Genomic DNA, 23613 nt, shown 5'->3' with positions numbered 1-23613 from the left:
CCGCACGCTGGGCATCCGTAACCAACAACGGCGGAATCTTCGGACCTGGACGACTCATGCCCGACTAACAGTGAATCTCCGACTCAGGTCACTAGGTCAGGGTCCGGCGCATCGACCGGTGCGGGATGCCCGCGTCCTCGAACTCCGGGCCGTACGCCTCGTACCCCAGCCGCTCGTAGAAGCCCAGCGCGTGGGTCTGAGCGCCGAGGTCCACGGCCGCCAGCCCCAGCCGGACGGCCTCCGCCTCGATCGCGCGGACCAGTGCCACCCCGACGCCCAGCCCGCGCGCGGACGCGCGTACGGCCAGCCGCCCGAGGGAACCGACCTCCGGGGACCCGGTCTTGCCCAGGGCCCCGGGCCCGTGCAGCAGCCGGCCGGTGCCCAGGGGCTCCCCGTCCGGGCCGACGGCCAGCACGTGCAGCGCGACCGCGTCGTAGGCGTCGTACTCGACCGACTCCGGCACGGACTGCTCCACCACGAACACCTCGGTCCGCACGGCGTGGCAGGCCGCCAGGTCGGCCCCGGAGGAGGCCACCCTCACCGTGACGGGCGGGGCGGGGTTCACTGGCTCTCGGCCCGGATCACATCCAGCGCGTGCTGCAGGTCCGCCGGGTAACCGCTCTCGAACTCCACCCACTGCCCGTCGGCGGGGTGCTCGAAGCCGAGCCGCACCGCGTGCAGCCACTGCCGGGTCAGGCCCAGCCGCTTGGCGACGGTGGGGTCGGCCCCGTAGGTGAGGTCACCGACGCAGGGGTGGCGGTGCGCGGACATGTGCACGCGGATCTGGTGCGTGCGTCCCGTCTCCAGCTTGATGTCCAGCAGCGACGCCGCCCGGAACGCCTCGATCAGGTCGTAGTGGGTGACGGAGGCCTTGCCGTCCTGGGTGACCGCCCACTTGTAGTCGGCGCTCGGGTGGCGTCCGATCGGCGCGTCGATCGTGCCGCTCATCGGGTCCGGGTGGCCCTGCACCAGCGCGTGGTAGCGCTTGTCGACGACCCGCTCGCGGAACTGGTTCTTCAGCGAGGTGTAGGCCCGCTCGGACTTGGCCACGGCCATCAGGCCGGAGGTGCCGACGTCGAGGCGGTGCACGATGCCCTGGCGCTCGGACGCGCCGGAGGTGGAGATCCGGTAGCCGGCGGCGGCGAGGCCGCCGATGACGGTGGTGCCGGTCCAGCCGGGGCTGGGGTGTGCGGCGACCCCGACCGGCTTCATGATGACCACGACGTCGTCGTCGTCGTGGATGATCTCCATGCCGGGGACCGGCTCGGCCACGAGCTCGACGGGCCGCGGCGGGGCGGGCATCTCGACCTCGAGCCAGGCGCCGCCGTGGACGCGCTCGGACTTGCCGACGACACTGCCGTCGACCGAGACCTTCCCCTCCGCCGCCAGCTCGGCCGCCTTCGTCCGGGAGAAACCGAACATACGGGCGATGGCGGCGTCGACGCGCTCGCCCTCGAGGCCATCGGGAACGGGCAGGGTGCGGATCTCGGGAATCGTACTCACCTGTCGAGTATGCAGGACTCGGCAGCGGAGCATTCCCGCCCGAGCTCCCCGATCAGTCCTTGTGGACGGTGCCGTCCGGGTCCAGGCCCTTGAAGGACAGCAGGACGATCAGGATGCCGCCGCACACGATCGCCGAGTCCGCGAGGTTGAACACGGCGAAGTGGGCCGGCGCGATGAAGTCGACGACCGCGCCGCGGAACACGCCCGGCGAACGGAAGATCCGGTCGGTGAGGTTGCCCAGCGCGCCGCCCAGCAGCAGGCCGAGGGCGATGGCCCACGGAAGGCTGCACAGCTTGCGGGCCAGCCGCACGATCACCACGATCACGGTCGCCGCGATGGCGGTGAAGATGAACGTGAAGGCCTCGCCGATGCCGAAGGCGGCGCCGGCGTTGCGGATGGCGGAGAACTTCAGCACGTCACCGATGATCTCGATCGGCGGCTGGTGTTCCAGTTTGGCCACGACCAGCATCTTGCTGCCGAGGTCGAGCAGGTACGCGAGCACCGCGACGACCAGCAGCGCCGTGATCCGCCTGCGCCCCCGGGGCGCCGCGGGCTCCGACTGCGGTTCGGCGTCGTCCCCGACTTCCGGCATACCGATGATGCGCTCCGCCTCTGCCACGTGAGTCCCTCGAACTAGCTCGAACCGGGTACGGGAACCTTCATCCCGACGAGACACGAGAGTACGTCAGTGCCCGCAGGTCCTGGCTAGTGCCTCCGCTCCTGCTTCTGCTTGCAGTCCACGCACAGCGTGGCCCTCGGGAAGGCCTGCATCCTGGCCTTCCCGATGGGCTGGCCGCAGTTCTCGCAGAGCCCGTACGTGCCCGCCTCCAGCCGTTCCAGGGCCCGCTCGGTCTGCTCCAGCATCGAGGTGGCGTTCGCGGCGAGGGCCAGCTCGGACTCCCGGGTGATGTTCTTGGTGCCGGTGTCGGCCTGGTCGTCCCCCGCGCCGTCGCCGGAGTCCCGCATCAGGCCCGAGATGGCCACCTCGGAGGCGTCCAGCTCGGCCCGCAGCCGCACCACCTCGCCCTCCAGCTCCGCACGCGCCCCGGCGACCTCCTCGGGGGTCCAGGGGTCCTCCCCCGCGCGCACGGCGAGAGCGCCGCGCGCCGTGGCCGCGGTGGCCTTCACCTTGGGAAGCCCGCTGGTGGCGGTCCCGGCCGTCTTCCTGGCCGTACCCACAGTCTTCTTGGCAACCACTTTCCGAGCTCCCGTCTTCCGCGCGGCCGGGGCCGCCCCCTCGGACACGTCCGCCTTGGCCGCGTCCTTGCTCGTGGTGCGCCCGGCCGCCGCCTTCTCGGCCGGAGCCTTCTCGGCGGCGGCCTTCTTCGCCGGAGCCTTCTCGGCCGCGGCCTTCTTGGTCGCGGCCTTCTTCGCCGGAGCCTTCTCGGCAGCGGTCTTCTTCGCCGGAGCCTTCTTGGCCGGAGCCTCCTCGGCTGCGGCCTTCTTGGTCGCGGCCTCCTCGGCTGCGGCCTTCTCGGCCGCGGCCTTCTTGGTCGCGGCCTTCTCGGCCGCGGCCTTCTTCGCCGGAGCCTCCTCGGCAGCGGTCTTCTTCGCCGGGGCCTTCTTGGCCGGGGCTTTCTCGGCAGCGGTCTTCTTCGCCGCAGCCTTCTCGGCCACGGCCTTCTTCGCCGGGGCCTTCTTCGCCGGGGTCTTCTTGACCGCGGCCTCGGCCACCTCCTGCGTCCCCGTCTTCTTCGCCACCATGGCCGCGGCCCCTTTTCACATACTGTGATCTTGTTCGCAGATCGTGCCGGAACGATAAATCGCCTCCGACCCCACGGCAACGGGGCACGCGTCCGTCGAGGTCAACCTGCATCCGTTGTGCCCAGCGCGGAGCCCCGTAATCCGCCCCGCCCACCCCAGTGGATCCCGAACCGGCCCGTCGGGCCATCCGGGGCACCGCGGCCCCGCCCGCGCCACGCCGCCGGCCGCCGTAAACCGGTCCGCCCACCGGCGCCCCGGCCCGTACACTGGGCGCAGCGAAAGGCATGGATGGGGACGAGTAGCGTCGGACGCAGCCAGGAGCGACCCGGGGACGGTGAGAGCCCGGGGGCGAGCGCGACGTGAAGGATCACCCCGGAGCCGCCGGAAGAAAGCCCGCACGGATCCCCGTACGGCGAGTAGAACCGGCTTCGCACCCCAATGAGGGGGCCGCCGGACCTGTCCGGAGGCCAAGGAGGGTGGTACCGCGGGAGCAGCAGACGCTCTCGTCCCTCCGGACGGAAGCGACACACCGCCGGAGGAAGAGTTCAGCCTCATGACCACACCGCCGCAGTACCGCCCGGTACCCGCCCAGGTCGACCTGCCCGCCCTCGAGCACGCCGTCCTCGACTTCTGGCGCGAGAGCAAGACCTTCGCCAAGACGCTCGAGCAGTCCGAGGGCCGCCCCGAATGGGTCTTCTACGAGGGCCCGCCCACCGCGAACGGCATGCCCGGCGCGCACCACATCGAGGCCCGCGTCTTCAAGGACGTCTTCCCCCGCTTCCGCACCATGCGCGGCTACCACGTGGCCCGCAAGGCGGGCTGGGACTGCCACGGCCTGCCCGTGGAGCTGGCCGTCGAGAAGGAACTGGGCTTCAACGGCAAGCAGGACATCGAGGCGTACGGCATCGCCGAGTTCAACGCCAAGTGCCGCGAGTCCGTCACCCGCCACACCGACGCGTTCACCGAGCTCACGACCCGCATGGGCTACTGGGTCGACCTGGACGACGCCTACCGGACCATGGACCCCGAGTACGTCGAGTCCGTGTGGTGGTCGCTGAAGGAGATCTTCAACAAGGGCCTGCTGACCCAGGACCACCGCGTGGCCCCCTGGTGCCCGCGCTGCGGCACCGGCCTGTCCGACCACGAGCTGGCCCAGGGCTACGAGACGGTCGTCGACCCCTCCGTCTACGTCCGCTTCCCGCTGACCTCCGGCCCGCTCGCCGGCGAGGCGTCCCTGGTCGTGTGGACCACCACCCCCTGGACCCTCGTCTCGAACACCGCCGTCGCCGCCCACCCCGAGGTCACGTACGTCGTCGCGACCAACGGCGAGGAGAACCTCGTCGTCGCCCAGCCGCTGCTGGAGAAGGCGCTCGGCGAGGGCTGGGAGGCCACCGGCCGGACCTTCACCGGCAAGGAGATGGAGCGCTGGACGTACGAGCGCCCCTTCGCGCTCGTGGAGTTCCCGGAGCCGGCGCACTACGTCGTCAACGCCGACTACGTCACCACCGAGGACGGCACCGGTCTGGTCCACCAGTCCCCCGCCTTCGGCGCCGACGACCTCGCGGTCTGCCGCGCGTACGGCCTGCCCGTCGTGAACCCGGTCCGCCCCGACGGCACCTTCGAGGAGGAGGTCCCGCTCGTCGGCGGCGTCTTCTTCAAGAAGGCCGACGAGAAGCTGACCGCCGACCTCGACGCGCGCGGCCTGCTCTTCAAGCACATCGCCTACGAGCACAGCTACCCGCACTGCTGGCGCTGCCACACCGCGCTGCTCTACTACGCGCAGCCGTCCTGGTACATCCGCACCACCGCCGTCAAGGAGGCGATGCTGCGGGAGAACGAGAAGACCAACTGGTTCCCGGAGTCGGTCAAGCAGGGCCGCTTCGGCGACTGGCTGAACAACAACATCGACTGGGCGCTCTCCCGCAACCGCTACTGGGGCACCCCGCTGCCGATCTGGCGCTGCGAGGAGAACCACCTCACCTGCGTCGGCTCCCGCGCCGAGCTGAGCGAGCTGTCCGGCCAGGACCACTCGAACCTGGACCCGCACCGCCCGTACATCGACGACGTCACCTTCACCTGCACGCACGAGGGCTGCTCCCTCGAAGCGGTCCGCGTGCCCGAGGTCATCGACGCCTGGTACGACTCGGGTTCCATGCCGTTCGCGCAGTGGGGCTACCCGTACAAGAACAAGGAGGTCTTCGAGAAGCGCTACCCGGCGCAGTTCATCTCGGAGGCCATCGACCAGACCCGCGGGTGGTTCTACACCCTCATGGCGGTCGGCACCCTCGTCTTCGACAAGTCCTCGTACGAGAACGTGGTCTGCCTCGGCCACATCCTCGCCGAGGACGGCCGCAAGATGTCCAAGCACCTGGGCAACATCCTCCAGCCGATCCCGCTCATGGACCAGCACGGCGCCGACGCCGTGCGCTGGTTCATGGCGGCCGGCGGCTCCCCGTGGGCGGCGCGGCGCGTCGGCCACGGCACGATCCAGGAGGTCGTCCGCAAGACGCTCCTCACGTACTGGAACACGGTCGCCTTCCAGGCGCTGTACGCCCGTACGTCGAACTGGGCGCCGTCCGCCGCCGACCCGGCGCCGGCCGACCGCACGGTCCTCGACCGCTGGCTGCTCTCCGAGCTCCACACCCTCGTCACCGAGGTCACGGACGCGATGGAGGCCTACGACACCCAGCGCGCGGGCAAGCTGCTCTCCGCCTTCGTGGACGACCTGTCCAACTGGTACGTGCGCCGCTCGCGCCGCCGGTTCTGGCAGGGCGACGCGGCCGCGCTGCGCACCCTGCACGACGTGGTCGAGACGGTCACCCGCCTCATGGCCCCCCTCACCCCCTTCATCACGGAGCGGGTCTGGCAGGACATGATCGTCCCCGTCACCCCGGACGCGCCGGAGTCGGTGCACCTGTCGGCCTGGCCGGCGGCCGACGCCTCCGCCATCGACCCGGTGCTGTCGCAGCAGATGCTGCTGGTACGCCGCCTCGTGGAGCTGGGCCGTGCGACGCGCGCGGAGTCGGGGGTCAAGACCCGCCAGCCGCTGTCGCGCGCGCTGGTCGGGGCGGTGGGCTTCGACGCCCTGTCCCCGGAGCTCCAGGCGCAGATCACGGAGGAGCTGAACGTCTCCTCCCTGGCCTCCCTGTCCGAGGTCGGCGGCTCGCTGGTGGACACCACGGCCAAGGCCAACTTCCGGGCGCTGGGCAAGCGCTTCGGCAAGGGCGTGCAGGACGTGGCGAAGGCCGTGGCCGCCGCCGACGCCGCCGCGCTGTCCCTGGCCCTGCGCTCCGGCTCGGCGGAGGTCGAGGTGAACGGTGAGACGATCACCCTCACCCCGGAGGAGGTCATCATCACGGAGACCCCGCGCGAGGGCTGGTCGGTGGCCTCCGACTCCGGTGCCACGGTCGCCCTCGACCTGGAGATCACCCCGGATCTGCGCCTCGCGGGCCTGGCGCGGGACGCCATCCGCCTGATCCAGGAGGCCCGGAAGAACTCCGGCCTGGACGTGGCGGACCGCATCGCCCTGCGCTGGTCCTCCCCCTCCCCGGAGGTCGAGACGGCCCTGACGGACCACGCGGCGCTGATCGCGGACGAGGTCCTGGCGACGGACTTCGCGTCCGGCGAGGCCGACGCCTCGTACGGTGAACCGTTCACGGACGAGTCCCTGTCGCTGACGTTCCGCCTCCGCAAGGCGTAACGCCTCCCGGCGCACGAGCCGTGGCCCGGCCCCCCGTCGCGGGGGCCGGGCCACGGCCGTCTCCGCCCCCGGCGGCCGGGGAGCGGTACGGCGCCCGGAGGCCGGGGGCGCACGCGGAACGGGCCGGGCCCGGTGCCCCCGAAGGGGAACCGGGCCCGGCCCGCGGATCGACTGCCGACGGACGCGGCGGCGCCTAGTTGTCGTCCTCGTCGATCAGGAAGCCCCGCATGGGGGACGGCGCCTGCATCGGCTGCGGCGCGGCCGGCCGCACCGGGGCCATCGGCTGCGTCATCGCCGGGGACATCTGCTGCTGCCCGCCGTAGGACGGACCGCCGGACATCGGCGAGGGACCACCCATCGGCGACGGGCCGCCCATCGGGGACGGGCCACCCATCCCCATGGCACCGGCCGGAGCCATCGAAGGCGACGGCGACGGCGGCAGGGCCGGACCGGCCGGGGTGCGCGGCGGCGCGAGGGAGTCGTCGGCCTGGGTCTCCAGCTGGCGCAGCTGCGACTCCAGGTAGGACTTCAGACGCGTACGGTACTCACGCTCGAAGCCCCGCAGGTCCTCGACCTTGCGCTCCAGCGTGGCGCGCGCGGACTCCAGGGAGCCCATCGCGACGCGGTGCTTCTCCTGCGCGTCCCGCTCCAGCGCGTCGGCCTTGGCGCGGGCGTCCCGCTCCAGGCCCTCGGCGCGGCTGCGCGCCTCGCCGACGATCTTGTTGGCCTCGGAGCGGGCCTCCGCGATCGCCTGGTCTGCGGTCTGCTGCGCGAGCGACAGGACGCGGGCGGCGCTGTCGCCACCGGGGCCCTGCTGCGGGAGCTGCGGCTGACCCATCGGCTGCATCTGCTGACCCATGGGCTGCATCTGCTGCCCCATCGGCTGCATCTGCTGGCCCATGGGCTGGCCGAGCTGGTTCTGGCCGCCCATGGACTGCTGCTGCATCTGCTGCTGCATCTGCTGCTGCTGGCCCATCTGCTGCTGCGGCGCCATCGGGTGCTGTCCACCCATGGACTGCTGCTGCATGGGGCCGCCCATCGGGCCCTGGCCCTGCGGTCCGTGTCCGCCGGGGCCGGCCGGGAGCTGCGGCGGGCCCATCTGCGGCTGCTGCTGCTGCGGCGGGCCGGATATGGCCGCGGGCACGGGGGCGCCCGGGCCGCGCTGGTCCTGGGGCTCCGGCTTGCGCATGTTCTGCTGCTGCTGCTGGTTCTGCGCGGCGGCACGCGTGGCGGCGGCCAGCTTGGCGCGCAGGTCCTCGTTCTCGCGCAGCAGACGGGTCAGCTCGGACTCGACCTCGTCGAGGAAGGCGTCGACCTCGTCCTCGTCATAGCCTTCTCGCAGGCGGACGGTCGTGAACTGCTTGTTCCGCACGTCCTCGGGAGTCAGCGGCATGTCTTCTTCACCTCTACGTAGTCGTCGGCAGTCGGCAGGACCGTATCGGGACTGTCCCCGCGCCTGCGGGGGAGCTCATCGTTCACACGCTTCTCGCAGCGGTGCTCACGAAACTGATGAGGATGTAAACGATGATCATCAGAACGAAGAAGGACAGGTCGAGTGCCACGCCCCCGAGACGCAACGGCGGGATGAACCGCCGAAGAAGCTTGAGCGGTGGATCGGTGACAGTGTAGGTGGCCTCCAGAACGACCACCATCGCCTTGCCGGGTGTCCATGAACGTGCGAACTGGAACACGTAGTCCATGACCAGTCGGAAGATCAACACGATGAGGAAGCACATCAGCGCGATGTAGACCACCTGTAGTGCGACGCCCATCCCGTGCTTCCCTCTCCCCTGCTTCCGCCCTGTTCCCGGTCCCGTTTCTGACGGATCGGTCTAGCTTTGGTTGAAGAACCCGCCCTCCGCGATGCGGGCCTTGTCCTCCGCCGTGACATCGACGTTAGCAGGAGACAGCAGGAACACCTTCTGTGTCACGCGTTCAATGCTGCCGTGCAGACCGAAGACGAGACCGGCGGCGAAGTCCACGAGACGCTTCGCGTCCGTGTCGTCCATCTCCGTGAGATTCATGATCACCGGGGTGCCCTCACGGAAGTGTTCCCCGATGGTACGGGCCTCGTTGTAGGTCCGGGGGTGCAGCGTCGTGATGCGGTACGGCTCCCGCTCGGAGACGACCTTGGGCATGATCACGGGTGCGTTCTTCTCCAGGTTGGTGCGGTCAGGTGTGATGGATGCCACGGGGGCAATTCGCGCGGGACGTCCGTTTTCTGACGGAATTGGGAGGGGCTCGCGCGGAGCGGGCGGCTGTACGGCTCGTACCGGTTCGTCCGTTACGGGCGTTTGGTGCACCGGCTGCTGCCTACGCTCTCGATCCCGAGCCCGTTCCGGTTCCGGTTCGGGCTCGAACTCGTCGTCGGGGTCGTACCCCGGGTTGTCGTACCGGTCGTCCTCCACGAGGCCGAGGTAGACCGCCATCTTGCGCATCGCGCCGGCCATTCTCCGAGTCCTCCGCTCTGTGGTGGATCGCCCTGTCGCAGGTGTCGAGTGTCCGTCAGCAAAGTAGCTGTGTCACCAAAGTCACCAACTGCCCGCGATCCACGTGGTCTGTCCGCTCATCTGCGGAAATGACCATATTTTCTGCTGTGGTCCGACTTTCTTCGCGACGTTACCCGAGCCGGGGTCTCGCGCCGAGTACCGCAGTGCCGACGCGTACATGTGTCGCACCCGCCAGCACGGCCTGCTCCAGGTCGGCGCTCATTCCGGCCGACACCATCGTGGCAGCCGGATGGGCCGCGCGCAGGCCTGATGACAATTCCATCATCCGCTCGAAGGCCGCCCGTTCGCGTCCCGCGTAGGGGCCCGCCAGGGGGGCGACCGTCATGAGCCCGTCGATCCGCAGTCCCGGCGCACCCGCGACGAGGTCCGCCAACTCGGCCATCAGGTCCGGCGCGGCACCGCCCCGGGCACCCCGCTCGCCCGACTCGGCGTCGAGGGCGATCTGCACGAGGCAGCCGAGCTCGCGCCCCCGGGCCTCGGCGGCCGCCGAGAGCGCGGTGACGAGCTTCGGCCGGTCGACCGACTGCACCACATGCGCGTATTCCGCCACGGAACGGACTTTGTTCGTCTGCAACTGGCCCACGAAGTGCCAGGTCAGCGGCAGATCCGCGCAGGCAGCGGCCTTGGGGGCGGCGTCCTGGTCGCGATTTTCCGCAACATGACGGACACCCAGGTCCGCCAGCAGTCGTACGTCGCTCGCCGGGTAGGTCTTGGTGACCACGATGAGGGTCACCTCCTCCCGCTCGCGCCCGGCCGCCGCGCAGGCGGACGCGATGCGCTCCTCCACCCGCGCCAGGTTCGCGGCGAGCTCGGCCTTACGATCCGTCATTCCTCAGTCCAACCAGACATATCCGGCGAGCCGGCCGGTCACCCGGTCGCGGCGGTACGAGAAGTGGTCCCGCGACTCCAGTGTGCAGACCGGCGAACGGTGCGCGTGCGCCACCCCCGCCGCGGCCAGCTGCGCGTGCACCCCGGCGACCACGTCGACGGCCGGCGTCCCCCAGCTGGTCTCGGCCCACGCGGCCGGCACCACCGCGGCGACCTGCTCGCGCATCTCGGCGGGCACCTCGTAGCAGCGGCCGCAGACGGCCGGGCCGGTACGGGCGACCATCCGCGCGGGGTCGGCGCCGAGGGCGACCATCGCCTCGACCGCGGCGGGCACCACCCCCGCGACGAGTCCCGGCCGCCCGGCGTGGGCGGCGCCGGCGATCCCGGCGACGGGGTCGGCCAGCAGTACGGGCGTGCAGTCGGCGGTGAGCACCGCGAGGGCGAGCCCCCGGCGGGCGGTCACCACCGCGTCGACGTCCGGGACCGGCTCCCCCTCGCCCCAAGGGGCATCGACCACGGCCACGTCCCGCCCGTGCACCTGGTTCATCCAGACGACCCGGTCCGGCCGGATGCCCAGGGCCTCGGCCGCGATCGCCCGGTTCGCGCGAACGGCGGCCGGGTCGTCTCCGACCGCGCCGCCGAGATTGAGCTCCTCGTACGGAACGGCGCTCACCCCGCCCCACCGGTCGGTGAAGGCGAAGTGGGCGCCGTTCTCGCTGTGCTGCCCCGATGTCACTTCAAGAAGTCCGGTACGTCCAGCTCTTCGGCCGGGCTGTCCTGGTAGGGCCGGGCCGTCGGGACCTGCGGCGCGGGGGCCACGGGCTCGACCGGGATCTCCACCGGGGCCGGGGGCTCCTCGCGGGGGGTGACCGTGCCGAGTCCGCCGAAGGCCGGGCGGACCGGCTCGGCGGCGCGGACCGGCGCGGGGGCCGGCTCCTCGCGCTTGGTGGACGCGGCGCCGATGACGTTGTCCCGGCGGGCCGGGGGCTGTCCGCCGTCGAAGCCGGCCGCGATGACGGTGACGCGCACCTCGTCGCCGAGCGCGTCGTCGATGACGGCTCCGAAGATGATGTTCGCCTCGGGGTGGGCGGCCTCGCTCACCAGCTGCGCGGCCTCGTTGATCTCGAACAGGCCGAGGTCGGAACCGCCGGAGATGGAGAGCAGCACGCCGCGGGCGCCGTCGATGGACGCCTCCAGCAGCGGCGAGGAGATGGCCATCTCGGCGGCGGCCACGGCGCGGTCGTCGCCGCGGGCGGAGCCGATGCCCATCAGGGCCGAGCCGGCCTCGGACATCACGGACTTGACGTCGGCGAAGTCGAGGTTGATCAGGCCGGGGGTGGTGATGAGGTCGGTGATGCCCTGGACGCCGGAGAGCAGGACCTGGTCGGCCGACTTGAAGGCGTCGAGCACGCTGACCTGGCGGTCCGAGATGGACAGCAGCCGGTCGTTGGGGATGACGATGAGGGTGTCGACCTCTTCGCGGAGTTCGGCGATGCCGTCCTCCGCCTGGTTCGCGCGGCGCCGGCCCTCGAAGGTGAACGGGCGGGTGACCACACCGATCGTCAGGGCGCCGAGCGAGCGCGCGATGTTGGCGACGACGGGTGCGCCGCCGGTGCCGGTGCCGCCGCCCTCGCCGGCGGTGACGAAGACCATGTCGGCCCCCTTGAGGACCTCCTCGATCTCCTCGCGGTGGTCCTCTGCCGCCTTGCGGCCGACGGCCGGGTTGGCTCCGGCGCCGAGGCCCCGGGTGAGTTCGCGGCCGACGTCGAGCTTGACGTCGGCGTCGCTCATCAACAGCGCCTGGGCGTCGGTGTTGATGGCGATGAACTCGACGCCCTTGAGACCGACCTCGATCATTCGGTTGATGGCATTGACACCACCGCCGCCGACACCGATGACCTTGATGACTGCGAGGTAGTTCTGCGGTGCTGCCACGTCGAAGGCCTCTCGCCTCGAGTTACGTGTCGCCGCCTCGCGGGCCTGCGTAGCGACGACTGATGCCGAAATGTGGGACGGTCCGTACGCGCCGACCCGAACCCTCACCCTTAAGTTTAGGGTTAGGGGTGTGTCTGTTCCCTGGACTCTTCCGAACAGGACACTAAGTCGACAAGTAGCGCGTGTTCAACGAACACGCCGAACCTCCCGTTTTTCTTTTCACCCTATGTGATCACCCGTATCGGTGGCCAACCAGGGTGCGTCGGTGTTCGACCCGACGTCAACTCCCGGACGCCGCGGGCGCCGTGGGGACGCTCACGTCGAAGTGGTCAGCCTTGGGCGCGGCCTTCAGCAGAGCCGTCAGCGCCTTGCCCTTCGCGTCACCCAGTTCGCCGCTCCCCCAGACGACCGTGCGGCCCTTCGTGAGTTGCAGTACGACCGAATCGTACGACCGGACCGTGACCTGCAACGTCTCCTCGGCCACGGGCCGGGGGAGGCTTCCGGCGACCCCGACCGCCTCCATCAGCAGCCGGTCGCGGTCGAAACGGCGGGCGCTCGGCGAGTCCTGCGCCGCCAGTTCGAGGACCGGAACGTGCGCGGGTGCGTGCCGGACCGTGTCGAATCGCACACCGGAAGCGTCCACTTCGACGAACTGCCCGTCCTTCTTGATGAGCAGGACCGGTTTGCGTTCCGTCACTTTCAGCGCGATCCCGTGCGGCCAGGACCGCACCACGTCGACCGCGTCGATGCGGGGCAGCCGGCCGCGCACCCGGGCCGCGATCTCGTCGGTGTCCACGCTCACCAGGGGGGCGCCGACGGGCACGGCCGCGGCGGCGAGGACCTGCCCGGGGGTGAGCACCTCGGTGCCGGAGGCCGTGACCCGCTCGACGCGGAGCCAGGAGGAGCCGTAGAGCGCCCAGACGACGCCGGCGGCGAGGAGCACCGCGGCGGCGAGGGAGGCCAGCAGACGGACCCGGCGCGGCAGTGCGCGGCCGGGTCCGGGCGGGCCGGATCCCCGCGGTGGTTCCGGCGACTTGGGGCGCTTGGGGGCTTTGGGCGCTTCGGCTCCCTTGGTGCCCTTGGCACCCTTGCCCCCCTTGCCACCCCGGCCGGAAGGGCCGCGCTCTGCCGTCGTCGCTCCGGCCACTCCTGTGCCTCCTGGGTCAGCGGTTACCCGCGTGCGGCCGCGATCGCCTCGTAGACCAGGCCGACGAGCAGGTCGTCGGCGTCCCGGCGGCCGAACTCGGCGGCGGCGCGGGACATCTCGTACAGGCGGTGCGGATCGGACAGCACCGGGAGGACCTGGCCGAGCACCCACTCGGGCGTCAGTTCCGCGTCGTCGACGAGCAGGCCGCCGCCGGCCTTGACCACCGGCTGGGCGTTGAGCCGCTGTTCGCCGTTGCCGATGGGCAGCGGTACGTAGGCGGCCGGCAGTCCGACGGCGGAGAGCTCGGCGACGGTCATCGCACCCGCGCGGCACAGCATCATGTCGGCGGCGGCGTACGCGAGGTCCATCCGGTCCACGTACGGTACCGGCACATAGGGCGGCATCCCGGGCATGTTGTCGACACGCGGCAGTTCGTTCTTCGGGCCGACCGCGTGCAGGATCTGGATCCCGGAGCGCTGGAGGGTCGACGCGACCTGCTGGATCGTCTCGTTGAGGCGGCGGGCGCCCTGGGAGCCCCCGGAGACCAGCAGCGTCGGCAGGTTCGGGTCCAGGCCGAAGGCGGCCCGCGCCTCGGGGCGGACCGCGGCCCGGTCGAGGGTGGAGATCGAGCGGCGCAGCGGGATGCCCACGTAGCGGGCCCCGCGCAGCTTGCTGTCGGGGGTGGAGACCGCGACGGCGTGCGCGTAGCGGGAGCCGATCTTGTTGGCCAGCCCGGGGCGGGCGTTGGCCTCGTGGACGATGATGGGCACCCCGAGGCGCTTGGCCGCGAGGTAGCCGGGCAGGGCCACGTAACCGCCGAAGCCGACGACCACGTCGGCCTTGGTCCGCGTGAGGATCTCCTCGGCGGCCTTGATGGTGCCGCGCAGCCGCCCGGGAACGGTGATCAGCTCCGGGGTGGGCCTGCGGGGCAGCGGCACGGCGGGGATCAGCCCCAGCTCGTAGCCGCGCTCGGGCACCAGACGGGTCTCGAGGCCCCGTTCCGTGCCGAGGGCGGTGATGCCCACGGTCGGGTCCTGCCTGCGCAGTGCGTCCGCGAGGGCCAGCGCCGGCTCGATGTGGCCGGCGGTCCCCCCACCGGCGAGTACGACATGCACCGAAATTCACCGCTCTCCGGACGGACGCCTCTTGACGCGCCGTCTCATCGACTTCCATATCGGCCCGCTCCGCTTCCAGCCCGTTCGGGGCTGTCGCATCGCGAGCGCCGCCCGCGCCGCCGGTTCCTCCCGCGCGAACGCGATCAGCAGTCCGACCGCGAACATGGTCGGCAGCAGGGCCGACCCTCCGTAGGAGAACAGCGGGAGCGGGACTCCGGCGATCGGCAGCAGACCGAGCACCGCACCGATGTTGATCACGGCCTGGGCCGTGATCCAGGTGGTCACGCCTCCCGCGGCATACCGTACGAAGGAGTCCTCCGTGCGTCCGGCCACGCGGATACCCGCATAGCCTAGAGCCGCGAAGAGGGCGAGCACCGACAGCGTCCCTGCCAGGCCCAGTTCCTCACCGGTGATGGCAAAGATGAAGTCGGTGTGGGCTTCGGGCAGTTGCCCCCATTTTTCCACACTCGCCCCGAGACCGGAACCGAACCATCCGCCGGAGGCCAGGGCGTAGATCCCGTGTACGGCTTGCCAGCAGAGGTCGTTCTTGCCCGGTTCCGTCGCCCCGAGGCAGGAGAGCCGGTCCATGCGGTGCGGACTGGTCTTGATGAGCAGTGCGACGATCACACCCGCGAAGGCGAGCACGCCCACGAACAGCCGCGTCGGCGCCCCGGCGAGCCACAGCAGGCCGAACAGGACGGCGCCGAGGATCATCGCGGTGCCCATGTCCCCGCCGAGCATGATCAGACCGAGCAGCAGGAAGGCCACCGGGACCAGCGGCACCAGCAGGTGCTTCCACTGGCTCAGCAGCCCCTTGTCGCCCTTGCGGGCCAGCAGGTCGGCGCCCCACAGGATCAGCGCGAGCTTTCCGAACTCGCTGGGCTGGAGCATGAACGGGCCGCCCAGGGAGATCCAGTTCTGGTTGCCGTTGATCGAGACCCCTATCCCGGGGACCTGGACCAGGACCATCAGGAACAGGGTGCCGGCGAGCACCGGATACGACAGCGCGCGGTGGAGTTTGACCGGCATGCGGGAGGCGGCGAAGAGCAGGGCGCCGCCGATCAGGGCGGCCACGAACTGCTTCTTGAAGAAGTAGGCGTCCCCCAGGCCCAGCTGGAGCGCCTTGATCATGGAGGCCGAGTAGACCATCACCAGCCCGAGCACGGTGATGAGCAACGAGCTGCCGAAAATCAGGTAATACGCGGTGAGCGGCCGGTCCCAGGCCTTGCTCAACTGCCGCTGCGTACGCCGCAGTCCCGCCAGCGGCCCGCGCCCGGCGGGGCTCTTGGCGCCGCCCGCCGGGCGTTTGCGGCCCTGCGCCTTGACGGCTGCGGGCCGCCGCCCCGGCAGCATCTGCTTGGCCGGCATCTGTGATCTTCCCCTCCACTCGTACGGGGCGAGCAGCCGGCCGGAGGGAACCTGTCCCGGCGCCTCGGCCTAGACCGTGTCCGCGGCACTCCCGGAGGCCAGTTCGCGCACCGCGTCGGCGAACGCGTCCCCACGCGTGTTGTAGTTCGCGAACATGTCCATCGAGGCGCACGCCGGCGCCAGCAGGACCGTGTCTCCGGGCTCCGCGAGCCGGGCCGCTTCCCGGACCGCTGCGAGCATCGCCCCAGTGTCGGTCCGTTCGAGGTCGGTCACCGGGACCTCGGGGGCGTGTCGCGCCAGCGCCTCGGCGATCAGCGCCCGGTCGGCGCCCATCAGCACGACGGCGCGCAGCCGCTTCGCGGACTTCCGGACGAGCTCGTCGAAGGTCGCGCCCTTGGCGAGGCCCCCGGCGATCCAGACGACCGGTTCGAAGGCCGCGAGGGAGGCCTCCGCCGCGTGGGTGTTGGTGGCCTTGGAGTCGTCGACGTACCGGACCCCGTCGACCTCGTCCACGTACGCGACGCGGTGCGCGTCGGGGCGGAAGTCGCGCAGCCCGTCGCGGACCGCGCGCGGCTCGACGCCGAAGGCGCGGGCGAGGGCGGCGGCGGCGAGGGCGTTGGCGATGTTGTGCGGGGCGGGCGGGTTCACGTCGTCGACGTGCGCCAGCTCCTGGGCGTTCTTCTGCCGGTTCTGCACGAACGCCCGGTCCACGAGGATCCCGTCGACCACGCCGAGCATGGAGGGCCCTGGGGCGCCGAGCGTGAAGCCGATGGCGCGGCAGCCCTCCTCGACGTCGGCCTCCTCGACCAGCCTCTCGGTGGCCGGGTCGGCGACGTTGTAGACGCAGGCGACGGTGTTGCCCTCGTAGACGCGTCCCTTGTCGGCGGCGTACGCCTCCATGGAGCCGTGCCAGTCGAGGTGGTCCGGGGCCAGGTTGAGCACGGCCGCCGAGTGGGCGCGTACGGAGGGCGCCCAGTGCAGCTGGTAGCTGGAGAGTTCGACGGCGAGCACGTCGTAGTGCTCGTCACCGGTCACCACGTCGATGATGGGGGTGCCGATGTTGCCGACGGCGGCGGTCTTCAGACCGGCCGCCCTCAGGATCGACGCCAGCATCTGGGTGGTGGTGGTCTTGCCGTTGGTGCCGGTGATCGCGAGCCAGGGCGCCGGTTCCCTGCGCGGCTCGCCGGAGGCCGCGGCGCGCCGCTCCGCACCGGTCTCGCGCAGCTGCCAGGCGATCTCGACGTCGCCGACGACGTCCACGCCGGCCTTGGCGGCCGCCAGGAAGAGCGGGCTGTCGGGCTTCCAGCCGGGCGAGGTGACGACCAGGTCGGTGCCCTCGGGGAGGGTCTCGGCGTCGCCGAGGCGCACGGAAACGCCCTCGGCCAGCGCCTCCAGCTCCGCGGCCCGGGCCCGGTGGGCCTCGCTGTCGCCGCCGTCGACGACGGTGACGGACGCGCCGAGGCCGGCCAGGGCGCGGGCGGCGCTGACGCCGCTCACGCCGAGACCGGCGACGGTGATGTTCCTGTCCTGCCAGGAGGTCACTTTTCTGCTGCCCATCCCGCGTAGAAGAGACCGAGGCCGACGATCACGCACATGCCCTGGATGATCCAGAAGCGGACCACGACGAGGACTTCGGACCAGCCCTTGAGTTCGAAGTGGTGCTGGAGCGGGGCCATGCGGAAGACGCGCTTGCCGGTCAGCTTGAAGGAGCCGACCTGGATGACGACCGACATCGTGATGAGCACGAAGAGGCCGCCGAGGAGGGCCATCAGGAACTCCGTGCGGGAGCAGATGGCCAGGCCCGCGAGGGCGCCGCCGAGCGCGAGCGAACCGGTGTCGCCCATGAAGATCTTGGCGGGCGAGGTGTTCCACCACAGGAAGCCGAAGCAGGCACCCATCAGGGCGGAGGCGACGACCGCGAGGTCCAGCGGATCACGCACCTCGAAGCAGGCGTTCGGGTTCGTCAGGGTCACCGCGTTGGCGCAGGACTCCTGGAACTGCCAGACGCCGATGAAGGTGTAGGCGCCGAAGACCATCACGGCGGCGCCGGTGGCGAGGCCGTCCAGACCGTCGGTCAGGTTCACGCCGTTGGACATGGCCAGGATCATGAACAGGGCCCAGACCACGAACAGGACGGGGCCGATGGACCAGCCGAAGTCCGTGACGAAGGAGAGCTTCATCGAGGCCGGGGTGAGCCCGCGCGAGTCCTTGAACTGGAGCGCGAGCACCGCGAAGGCGATGCCGACGATGAGCTGGCCGGCCATCTTGGCCTTGGCCCGCAGACCGAGCGAACGCCGCTTGACGATCTTGATGTAGTCGTCGAGGTAGCCGACCAGGCCCATGCCCGCCATCAGGAACAGCACCAGCAGACCCGAGAAGCTCGGCTCCTCACCGGTGATGACCTTCGTCAGGGCGTACGCGATGAGCGTGGCCAGGATGAAGGAGATGCCGCCCATGGTGGGCGTGCCCTTCTTCCCGGCGTGGCCGCGCGGGCCGTCGTCGCGGATGAACTGGCCGTAGCCCTTGCGGGCCAGCAGCTTGATCAGCAGCGGGGTGCCGATCACGGTGAGGAACATGCCGATGACACCGGCGAACAGGATCTGCCTCATCGGTCGGCGACCCCGCCCTCGCGCTCCAGCAACGCCAGCGCGACCCGCTCCAGGCCGACCGACCTGGAAGCCTTCACCAGCACGACGTCCCCCGGGCGCAGTTCACTGCGCAACAGGTCGACCGCCGCCTGCGCGTCGGACACGAGCACCGACTCCTCACCCCACGAACCCTCGTTGTATGCGCCCAGTTGCAGCCAGGACGCTTCCCTGCCCCCGACTGCCACGAGCCTGCTCACGTTGAGCCGGACGGCAAGCCGCCCCACCGCGTCGTGCTCGGCCAGCGATGCGTCGCCGAGCTCGGCCATGGGGCCGAGCACCGCCCACGTACGTCCCCCGTTCGCCTTGCCGGCCTCGCCCATCGCGACGAGTGCGCGCAGGGCGGCCCGCATGGACTCCGGGTTCGCGTTGTAGGCGTCGTTGACGATCGTCACGCCGTCCTCGCGCTCGGTGACCTCCATCCGCCACCGGGACAGCGTGCCCGCTCCGGAGAGCGCTGTGGCGATCTCCTCGGCCGGCATGCCCAGGACATGGGCGACGGCGGCCGCGGCGAGCGCGTTCGACACGTGGTGCTCACCGTACAGCCGCAAGGTCACATCGCTGCACCCGGTGGGTGTGTGGAGTGTGAAGGAGGGCTGCCCCGCGGGCGTCATCCGCACGTCGGTGGCGCGTACGTCGGCGTCCTCGGCCTCGCCGAAGAGGACCGTACGGGCCTTCGTGCGGGCGGACATGGCGCGCACCAGCAGGTCGTCGGCGTTGAGTACGGCGACGCCGCCCTCGGCCTCGGACGGCAGGGCCTCGACCAGCTCGCCCTTGGCCTGCGCGATGGCCTCGCGGCCGCCGAACTCGCCGATGTGGGCGGTGCCGACGTTCAGGACGAGGCCGATGCGCGGCGGGGTCAGTCCGGTCAGGTAGGCGATGTGGCCGATGCCGCGGGCGCCCATCTCCAGGACCAGGTGGCGGGTCTCCGCGGTGGCCTTCAGGGCCGTGAGCGGCAGGCCGATCTCGTTGTTGAGGGAGCCGGGCGTCCACACGGTGGGCGCGTGGTGCTGGAGCACCTGGGCGATGAGGTCCTTGGTGGAGGTCTTGCCGGCGGAGCCGGTCAGGGCGACCACGTCGGTGCCGAGACGTTCGACGACGGCGCGGGCGAGGGCGCCGAGCGCCTTCTCCACGTCGGGCACCACGATCGCCGGTACGCCGACGGGCCGGGTCGCGAGGACCGCGGCGGCCCCGGCGGCGACGGCGCGCTCGGCGTAGTCGTGGCCGTCGACGTGCTCGCCCGCGAAGGCGGCGAAGAGGCTGCCGGGTTCCACCTGGCGGGAGTCGATGACGACGGGTCCGCCGATCCGCACCGCCGGATCCGGTATGTCGTGGGGCCGCCCGCCGGTGATGTCGGCGATCTCGGCGAGGGAAAGGGCGATCACTGGTCCACCTCGGCCTGTCGGGCGCTGAGCTGCTGGTTCTCGATGGCCGCGCGGAGCACGGCGCGGTCGTCGAAGGGGCGTACGACACCCGCGGTGTCCTGGCCCTGCTCGTGGCCCTTGCCGGCGACGAGGACGGTGTCGCCGGCCCCGGCGCGCGCGACGGCCGCGGCGATGGCCGCGGCGCGGTCGGCGTCGACGAGGACCGTGCCGCGCTCCTCGGCGGGCACGGAGACGGCGCCCTCGAACATCGCGGCGAGGATCCTCAGGGGGTCCTCGGAGCGCGGGTTGTCGGAGGTCAGGACGGCGGTGTCGGCGTACCGGGCCGCCGCGGCGCCCATCGGGCCGCGCTTGGTGGTGTCGCGGTCGCCGCCGCAGCCGAGGACGATGTGCAGCCTGCCGGTGGTGACCTCGCGCAGGGCGCGCAGCACCGACTCGACGGCGTCCGTCTTGTGGGCGTAGTCGACGACGGCCAGGTACGGCTGTCCCGCGTCGACCCGCTCCAGGCGGCCGGGGACGCCCGGGACCGCGGCGACGCCGTCGGCGGCGGTCTGGGGGTCGAGGCCGGCGGTGGCGAGCGTGACGATCGCGGCGACGGTGTTGGCGACGTTGAACGGGCCGGGCAGCGGGGCCTTGGCCCGTACGCGCTGCCCCGCCGGTCCGACCAGGGTCAGGGTGGAGTCCATGTGGCCGCTGGCCACGTCCTCGGCGCGCCAGTCGGCGGCCGGGTCGCCGGTGGCGGAGAAGGTGACGACCGGGATCGGCGCCTCCTTGGCGAGGCGGCGGCCGTACTCGTCGTCGATGTTCACCACGCCGACGCGGGCCCGGCGTTCGGTGAAGAGCTGGGCCTTGGCCTGGTAGTAGTCCTCCATGCCCGTGTGGAACTCCATGTGTTCCGGGCTGAGGTTGTTGAACACGGCGACGTCGAAGACGCAGCCGTCGACTCGGCCCAGGACCAGGGCGTGGCTGGAGACCTCCATGGCCACGGCGTCGACGCCGCGTTCGCGCATGACGGCGAACAGTGCCTGGAGGTCGGTGGCCTCGGGGGTGGTCCGCTCGGACTTGATGCGCTCGTCGCCGACGCGCATCTCGACGGTGCCGACGAGTCCGGTGGTGCGTCCCGCCGCGCGCAGCCCGCCTTCGACGAGGTACGCGGTGGTGGTCTTGCCGGAGGTGCCGGTGATGCCGAGCTGGAGCAGGGCCTCGCCGGGCCGTCCGTAGATCTCGGCGGCGACCTCGCCCATCCGGGCGCGCACGTCGGCGACGGCCAGGACCGGCAGTCCGGTCGCGGCGGCGCGTTCGGCGCCCTCCGGGTCGGTCAGCACGGCGGCGGCGCCGAGGGCGGCGGCCTGGGCGGCGAAGTCCGCGCCGTGCAGCCGGGCGCCGGGCAGGGCCGCGTACAGGTCTCCGGGGCGTACCGCACGGGAGTCGTGCGTGATGCCGGTGATCTGAGCGGCGCCGGACTCGGGCAGACCCAGCAGGGTGGCCAGCTCGCCCAGCGGGGTCGGGCGGACGGTCACGGGCCGGGGCGCCACCGGCGGCGCTGCCGGGGCGTCTTTCTGGGCGGTTCTGGGCTGATCAGCGTGAGGCACGGCGGTGAGCGTACCGGGCGCGGCGGGCCGCTCGCGAAGCGAGGGCCCCGCTTGCGCGCCGGCGGCCGTCTGGTTCCCCGGTTCCGGGGTGATCGTTGTCACTGGTCGTGCCTCGCGCTCTGGTGGCTGGACGGTCGGTTCACTGCCCGGGCTTCGGACCGGTCGGGGTGCCGCCGGGGGCGGCGGGCGGCGGGGCCGCCTCGTAGGTCACGGGCAGGCCCGCGGGGGCCGTTCCGGTGGGTGCGACCTGGAGGGTCTTGAGGGCGAACTCCATCACCGTCTTGTAGATGGGGCCGCAGATCTGGCCGCCGAAGTAGCTGCCCTTGGTGGGGTTCTGGATGGCGCAGTAGACGGTGACGCGGGGGGCGTCGGCGGGGGCGAAGCCGGCGAACGAGGCCGTGTAGCCCTTGTAGCGGCCGGTGGCCGGATCCACCCGGTTGGACGTGCCGGTCTTGCCGCCGACGCGGTAGCCGGGGATCTTCGCCTTGGTGCCGGTCCCCTCCTGGTCGTCGACCACGGATTCCAGCATCTCGGCGAGGGTCCGGGCCGTTTCGGCGCTGATCACGTTGGTCCGCTCGGGGGCGGGGGCCGGGGTGAAGCGGCCGTCGGGGCCCTTGGTGCCGCGCACCAGGGTCGGGGTGATGCGGACCCCGCCGTTGGCGATGGTGGAGTACACGGAGGCCGCCTGCATGGCGTTGACGGACAGGCCCTGGCCGAAGGGGATCGTGTACTGCTGGGAGGTGGACCAGGCCTCGGGCCTGGCGAGGATCCCTCGGGACTCGCCGGGGTAGTTCAGGCCGGTGGGGCGTCCGATGCCGAACTTGTCCAGGTACGAGTACAGGACCCGGTTGGCCTCGGCCTGGGTGGCGCCGAGCTGGCCGGTGGCCAGGATGGTGCCGATGTTGGAGGACTTGGCGAGGACCCCGTTGAGGGTCAGGTACCAGGTCGGGTGGTCGATGTCGTCCTTGAAGAGCCGGTCGCCGCGGTGGAGCCGGTTGGGGACCTCGACGTGGGTGTCGGGGCGCGCCTTCTTCTCCTCCAGGACGGCGGCCATCGACATCACCTTGGCGGTGCTGCCGGGCTCGTACACGTCCTGGAGCGCGGCGTTGCCCATGGCGGCGGAGCTGGCCCGGCTCAGGTCGTTGGGGTCGAAGCCGGGGGCGTTGGCCATGGCCAGTACCTCGCCGGTGCGGGTGTCCTGGACGATGACGTAGCCGCGGTCGGCGCCGGACTTCTCGACCTGCTCGGCGATGGCGCTCTGCGCGGCCCACTGGATGTCGCGGTCGATGGTCAGCTCGATGTCGTCGCCGGGTACGGCGGGCTTCTCGCTGGATCCCGCGGTGGGCACGCGGCGGCCGCCGGACTGGGCGTAGGTCAGCTCGCCGTCCTTGCCGGACAGCTTCTTGTCGAGGGCGGACTCCAGGCCGCCGCCGCCCTTGCCGTCGGCGTTGACGTAACCCAGTATCCCGGCGGCGAGGTCCCCGCCCGGGTACACGCGCTTGCTGCTGACCTCGTTGAAGACGCCGGCGATGACGTTGGCGCCGGGGCCGTTGTTCTTCTTGTCGGCGGCCGCCTTGTCGGCGAAGAGCTTCTTGAGGTCCTTGATCTGGTTCCAGACCTGGGGGGTCTGGCGGCGCGCCAGGACCACGTAGCGGCTGTTCTTGGTCTGGAGGCGCTTGGCGAGCTCTTTGGCGTCGGCTCCGAGGATGGGCGCGAGGAGCGCCGCGGCCTGCTGGGGGGCGTCGGGGGCCTTGCTCTCCTGCGGGGTGAACATCTTCGGGTCGGCGGTGATGTCGTACGCGTCGACGCTGGTGGCCAGGGCGACGCCCTTGCGGTCGGTGATCTCCCCGCGCTCGGCGGCCAGGGTGTGGCTGGCGAAGCGGTTCTCGCTGGCCTTGGCGGAGTACGAGGAGGCGTCGACGGCCTGCACCTGGAGGAGCCGCACGACGAAGGCGAGCATGACCAGGGTGAGGCCGACGCCGACCAGGCGCAGCCGCGGTCGGGGGTTGCCGAGGCGGATGGTGTGCGGGGTGCGCCGCGCGGCGGGCCGGACGGTCACCCGGGCCCGGTCGCCGGGCCGCGGCCGCGGCGGCCCGGTCACCCGCCGCCGGGGCGGCTCCGCGGGGCTCACCGGTGGCTCCTCCGCCGTGCGGTGCGGCGGCCGCCGCACCGGTGGGGGCCGGC

At 71.5% G+C, this 23613-nt stretch carries 19 protein-coding genes; 1 reads left to right on the top strand and 18 read right to left on the bottom strand.

From position 1 onward, the window contains the following. Positions 1-91 precede the first annotated feature (91 nt). The 4 genes from ACZ514_RS30635 to ACZ514_RS30620 form a co-directional block, all read right to left on the bottom strand. Positions 92-565 (bottom strand): GNAT family N-acetyltransferase, encoded by a 474-nt coding sequence (locus ACZ514_RS30635; protein WP_468166923.1) that lies wholly within the window; start codon positions 563-565, stop codon positions 92-94. Next, positions 562-1503, bottom strand: a complete 942-nt coding sequence (locus ACZ514_RS30630; RefSeq protein WP_007263598.1) for an RluA family pseudouridine synthase — start codon at positions 1501-1503, stop codon at positions 562-564. The genes ACZ514_RS30635 and ACZ514_RS30630 overlap by 4 nt, the downstream gene beginning before the upstream one ends. A 52-nt stretch (positions 1504-1555) precedes the next feature. Next, complete coding sequence (gene lspA / locus ACZ514_RS30625) at positions 1556-2122, bottom strand: signal peptidase II (protein ID WP_469126184.1); 567 nt, start codon at positions 2120-2122, stop codon at positions 1556-1558. Between the two features lie 86 nt (positions 2123-2208). Next, positions 2209-3207 (bottom strand): TraR/DksA family transcriptional regulator, encoded by a 999-nt coding sequence (locus ACZ514_RS30620; RefSeq protein WP_469126183.1) that lies wholly within the window; start codon positions 3205-3207, stop codon positions 2209-2211. 553 nt (positions 3208-3760) lie between these two features. Here ACZ514_RS30620 and ileS point away from each other — a divergent pair. Continuing rightward, positions 3761-6907 carry an isoleucine--tRNA ligase gene (gene ileS, locus ACZ514_RS30615; protein ID WP_469126182.1) on the top strand — a complete coding sequence of 1049 codons (3147 nt, stop codon included), beginning with the start codon at positions 3761-3763 and terminating at the stop codon, positions 6905-6907. Positions 6908-7100: 193 nt separating this feature from the next. Here the strand turns inward: ileS and ACZ514_RS30610 are convergent, their stop codons facing one another. The 14 genes from ACZ514_RS30610 to ACZ514_RS30545 all read right to left on the bottom strand — a co-directional run bounded on the left by ACZ514_RS30610 (position 7101) and on the right by ACZ514_RS30545 (position 23560). Beyond that, positions 7101-8300: a DivIVA domain-containing protein gene (locus tag ACZ514_RS30610; RefSeq protein ID WP_468166915.1), complete on the bottom strand. Its 1200-nt coding sequence runs from the start codon at positions 8298-8300 to the stop codon at positions 7101-7103. A gap of 82 nt (positions 8301-8382) precedes the next feature. Next, on the bottom strand, positions 8383-8679 hold the full coding sequence (locus ACZ514_RS30605; RefSeq protein ID WP_030155988.1) for a YggT family protein: 297 nt from the start codon (positions 8677-8679) through the stop codon (positions 8383-8385). 60 nt (positions 8680-8739) lie between these two features. Next, positions 8740-9357, bottom strand: a complete 618-nt coding sequence (locus tag ACZ514_RS30600; RefSeq protein WP_388935436.1) for a cell division protein SepF — start codon at positions 9355-9357, stop codon at positions 8740-8742. A gap of 169 nt (positions 9358-9526) precedes the next feature. Then, positions 9527-10246 carry a YggS family pyridoxal phosphate-dependent enzyme gene (locus tag ACZ514_RS30595; RefSeq protein ID WP_468166913.1) on the bottom strand — a complete coding sequence of 240 codons (720 nt, stop codon included), beginning with the start codon at positions 10244-10246 and terminating at the stop codon, positions 9527-9529. A 3-nt stretch (positions 10247-10249) separates the two neighbouring features. Beyond that, on the bottom strand, positions 10250-10981 hold the full coding sequence (pgeF, locus tag ACZ514_RS30590; protein ID WP_468166911.1) for a peptidoglycan editing factor PgeF: 732 nt from the start codon (positions 10979-10981) through the stop codon (positions 10250-10252). Further along, complete coding sequence (gene ftsZ, locus ACZ514_RS30585) at positions 10978-12180, bottom strand: cell division protein FtsZ (RefSeq protein WP_468166909.1); 1203 nt, start codon at positions 12178-12180, stop codon at positions 10978-10980. The genes pgeF and ftsZ overlap by 4 nt, the downstream gene beginning before the upstream one ends. A gap of 280 nt (positions 12181-12460) precedes the next feature. Further along, the gene (locus ACZ514_RS30580; protein WP_468697806.1) at positions 12461-13327 is read right to left on the bottom strand and encodes a cell division protein FtsQ/DivIB; all 867 of its coding nucleotides are present in this window, start codon (positions 13325-13327) and stop codon (positions 12461-12463) included. 23 nt (positions 13328-13350) lie between these two features. Next, a complete protein-coding gene (murG, locus tag ACZ514_RS30575) occupies positions 13351-14442 on the bottom strand; it encodes an undecaprenyldiphospho-muramoylpentapeptide beta-N-acetylglucosaminyltransferase (protein ID WP_467896347.1) in 1092 nt (363 codons plus the stop codon). 6 nt (positions 14443-14448) lie between these two features. Continuing rightward, a complete protein-coding gene (ftsW, locus tag ACZ514_RS30570) occupies positions 14449-15810 on the bottom strand; it encodes a putative lipid II flippase FtsW (protein ID WP_468166903.1) in 1362 nt (453 codons plus the stop codon). Between the two features lie 69 nt (positions 15811-15879). Next, positions 15880-17367, bottom strand: coding sequence for a UDP-N-acetylmuramoyl-L-alanine--D-glutamate ligase (gene murD / locus ACZ514_RS30565; RefSeq protein WP_469126181.1), 1488 nt, complete (start codon positions 17365-17367; stop codon positions 15880-15882). Next, positions 17349-18419, bottom strand: a complete 1071-nt coding sequence (gene mraY / locus ACZ514_RS30560; RefSeq protein WP_468166899.1) for a phospho-N-acetylmuramoyl-pentapeptide-transferase — start codon at positions 18417-18419, stop codon at positions 17349-17351. The genes murD and mraY overlap by 19 nt, the downstream gene beginning before the upstream one ends. Continuing rightward, positions 18416-19840 carry a UDP-N-acetylmuramoyl-tripeptide--D-alanyl-D-alanine ligase gene (locus ACZ514_RS30555; RefSeq protein ID WP_468166897.1) on the bottom strand — a complete coding sequence of 475 codons (1425 nt, stop codon included), beginning with the start codon at positions 19838-19840 and terminating at the stop codon, positions 18416-18418. Before ACZ514_RS30555 ends, mraY begins: the two co-directional genes overlap by 4 nt. Next, positions 19837-21531: a UDP-N-acetylmuramoyl-L-alanyl-D-glutamate--2,6-diaminopimelate ligase gene (locus tag ACZ514_RS30550; RefSeq protein ID WP_468166895.1), complete on the bottom strand. Its 1695-nt coding sequence runs from the start codon at positions 21529-21531 to the stop codon at positions 19837-19839. Before ACZ514_RS30550 ends, ACZ514_RS30555 begins: the two co-directional genes overlap by 4 nt. Positions 21532-21568: 37 nt before the next feature. Continuing rightward, the gene (locus ACZ514_RS30545) at positions 21569-23560 is read right to left on the bottom strand and encodes a peptidoglycan D,D-transpeptidase FtsI family protein (RefSeq protein WP_469126180.1); all 1992 of its coding nucleotides are present in this window, start codon (positions 23558-23560) and stop codon (positions 21569-21571) included. Between the last annotated feature and the right edge of the window lie 53 nt (positions 23561-23613).

The sequence above is a fragment of the Streptomyces sp. NPDC034086 genome (assembly GCF_055575515.1).
This window is presented reverse-complemented; position numbering and strand designations above follow the sequence as displayed.

Bases quoted from the DNA above. Each gene is read 5' to 3' on its own strand.
- mraY (WP_468166899.1), bottom strand. From the start codon at position 18,419: ATGAGGCAGATCCTGTTCGCCGGTGTCATCGGCATGTTCCTCACCGTG.
- ACZ514_RS30595 (WP_468166913.1), bottom strand. From the start codon at position 10,246: ATGACGGATCGTAAGGCCGAGCTCGCCGCGAACCTGGCGCGGGTGGAG.
- ileS (WP_469126182.1), top strand. From the start codon at position 3,761: ATGACCACACCGCCGCAGTACCGCCCGGTACCCGCCCAGGTCGACCTG.
- ACZ514_RS30620 (WP_469126183.1), bottom strand. From the start codon at position 3,207: ATGGTGGCGAAGAAGACGGGGACGCAGGAGGTGGCCGAGGCCGCGGTC.
- ACZ514_RS30600 (WP_388935436.1), bottom strand. From the start codon at position 9,357: ATGGCCGGCGCGATGCGCAAGATGGCGGTCTACCTCGGCCTCGTGGAG.
- murD (WP_469126181.1), bottom strand. From the start codon at position 17,367: ATGGGCAGCAGAAAAGTGACCTCCTGGCAGGACAGGAACATCACCGTC.
- ACZ514_RS30605 (WP_030155988.1), bottom strand. From the start codon at position 8,679: ATGGGCGTCGCACTACAGGTGGTCTACATCGCGCTGATGTGCTTCCTC.
- ftsW (WP_468166903.1), bottom strand. From the start codon at position 15,810: ATGCCGGCCAAGCAGATGCTGCCGGGGCGGCGGCCCGCAGCCGTCAAG.
- ACZ514_RS30610 (WP_468166915.1), bottom strand. From the start codon at position 8,300: ATGCCGCTGACTCCCGAGGACGTGCGGAACAAGCAGTTCACGACCGTC.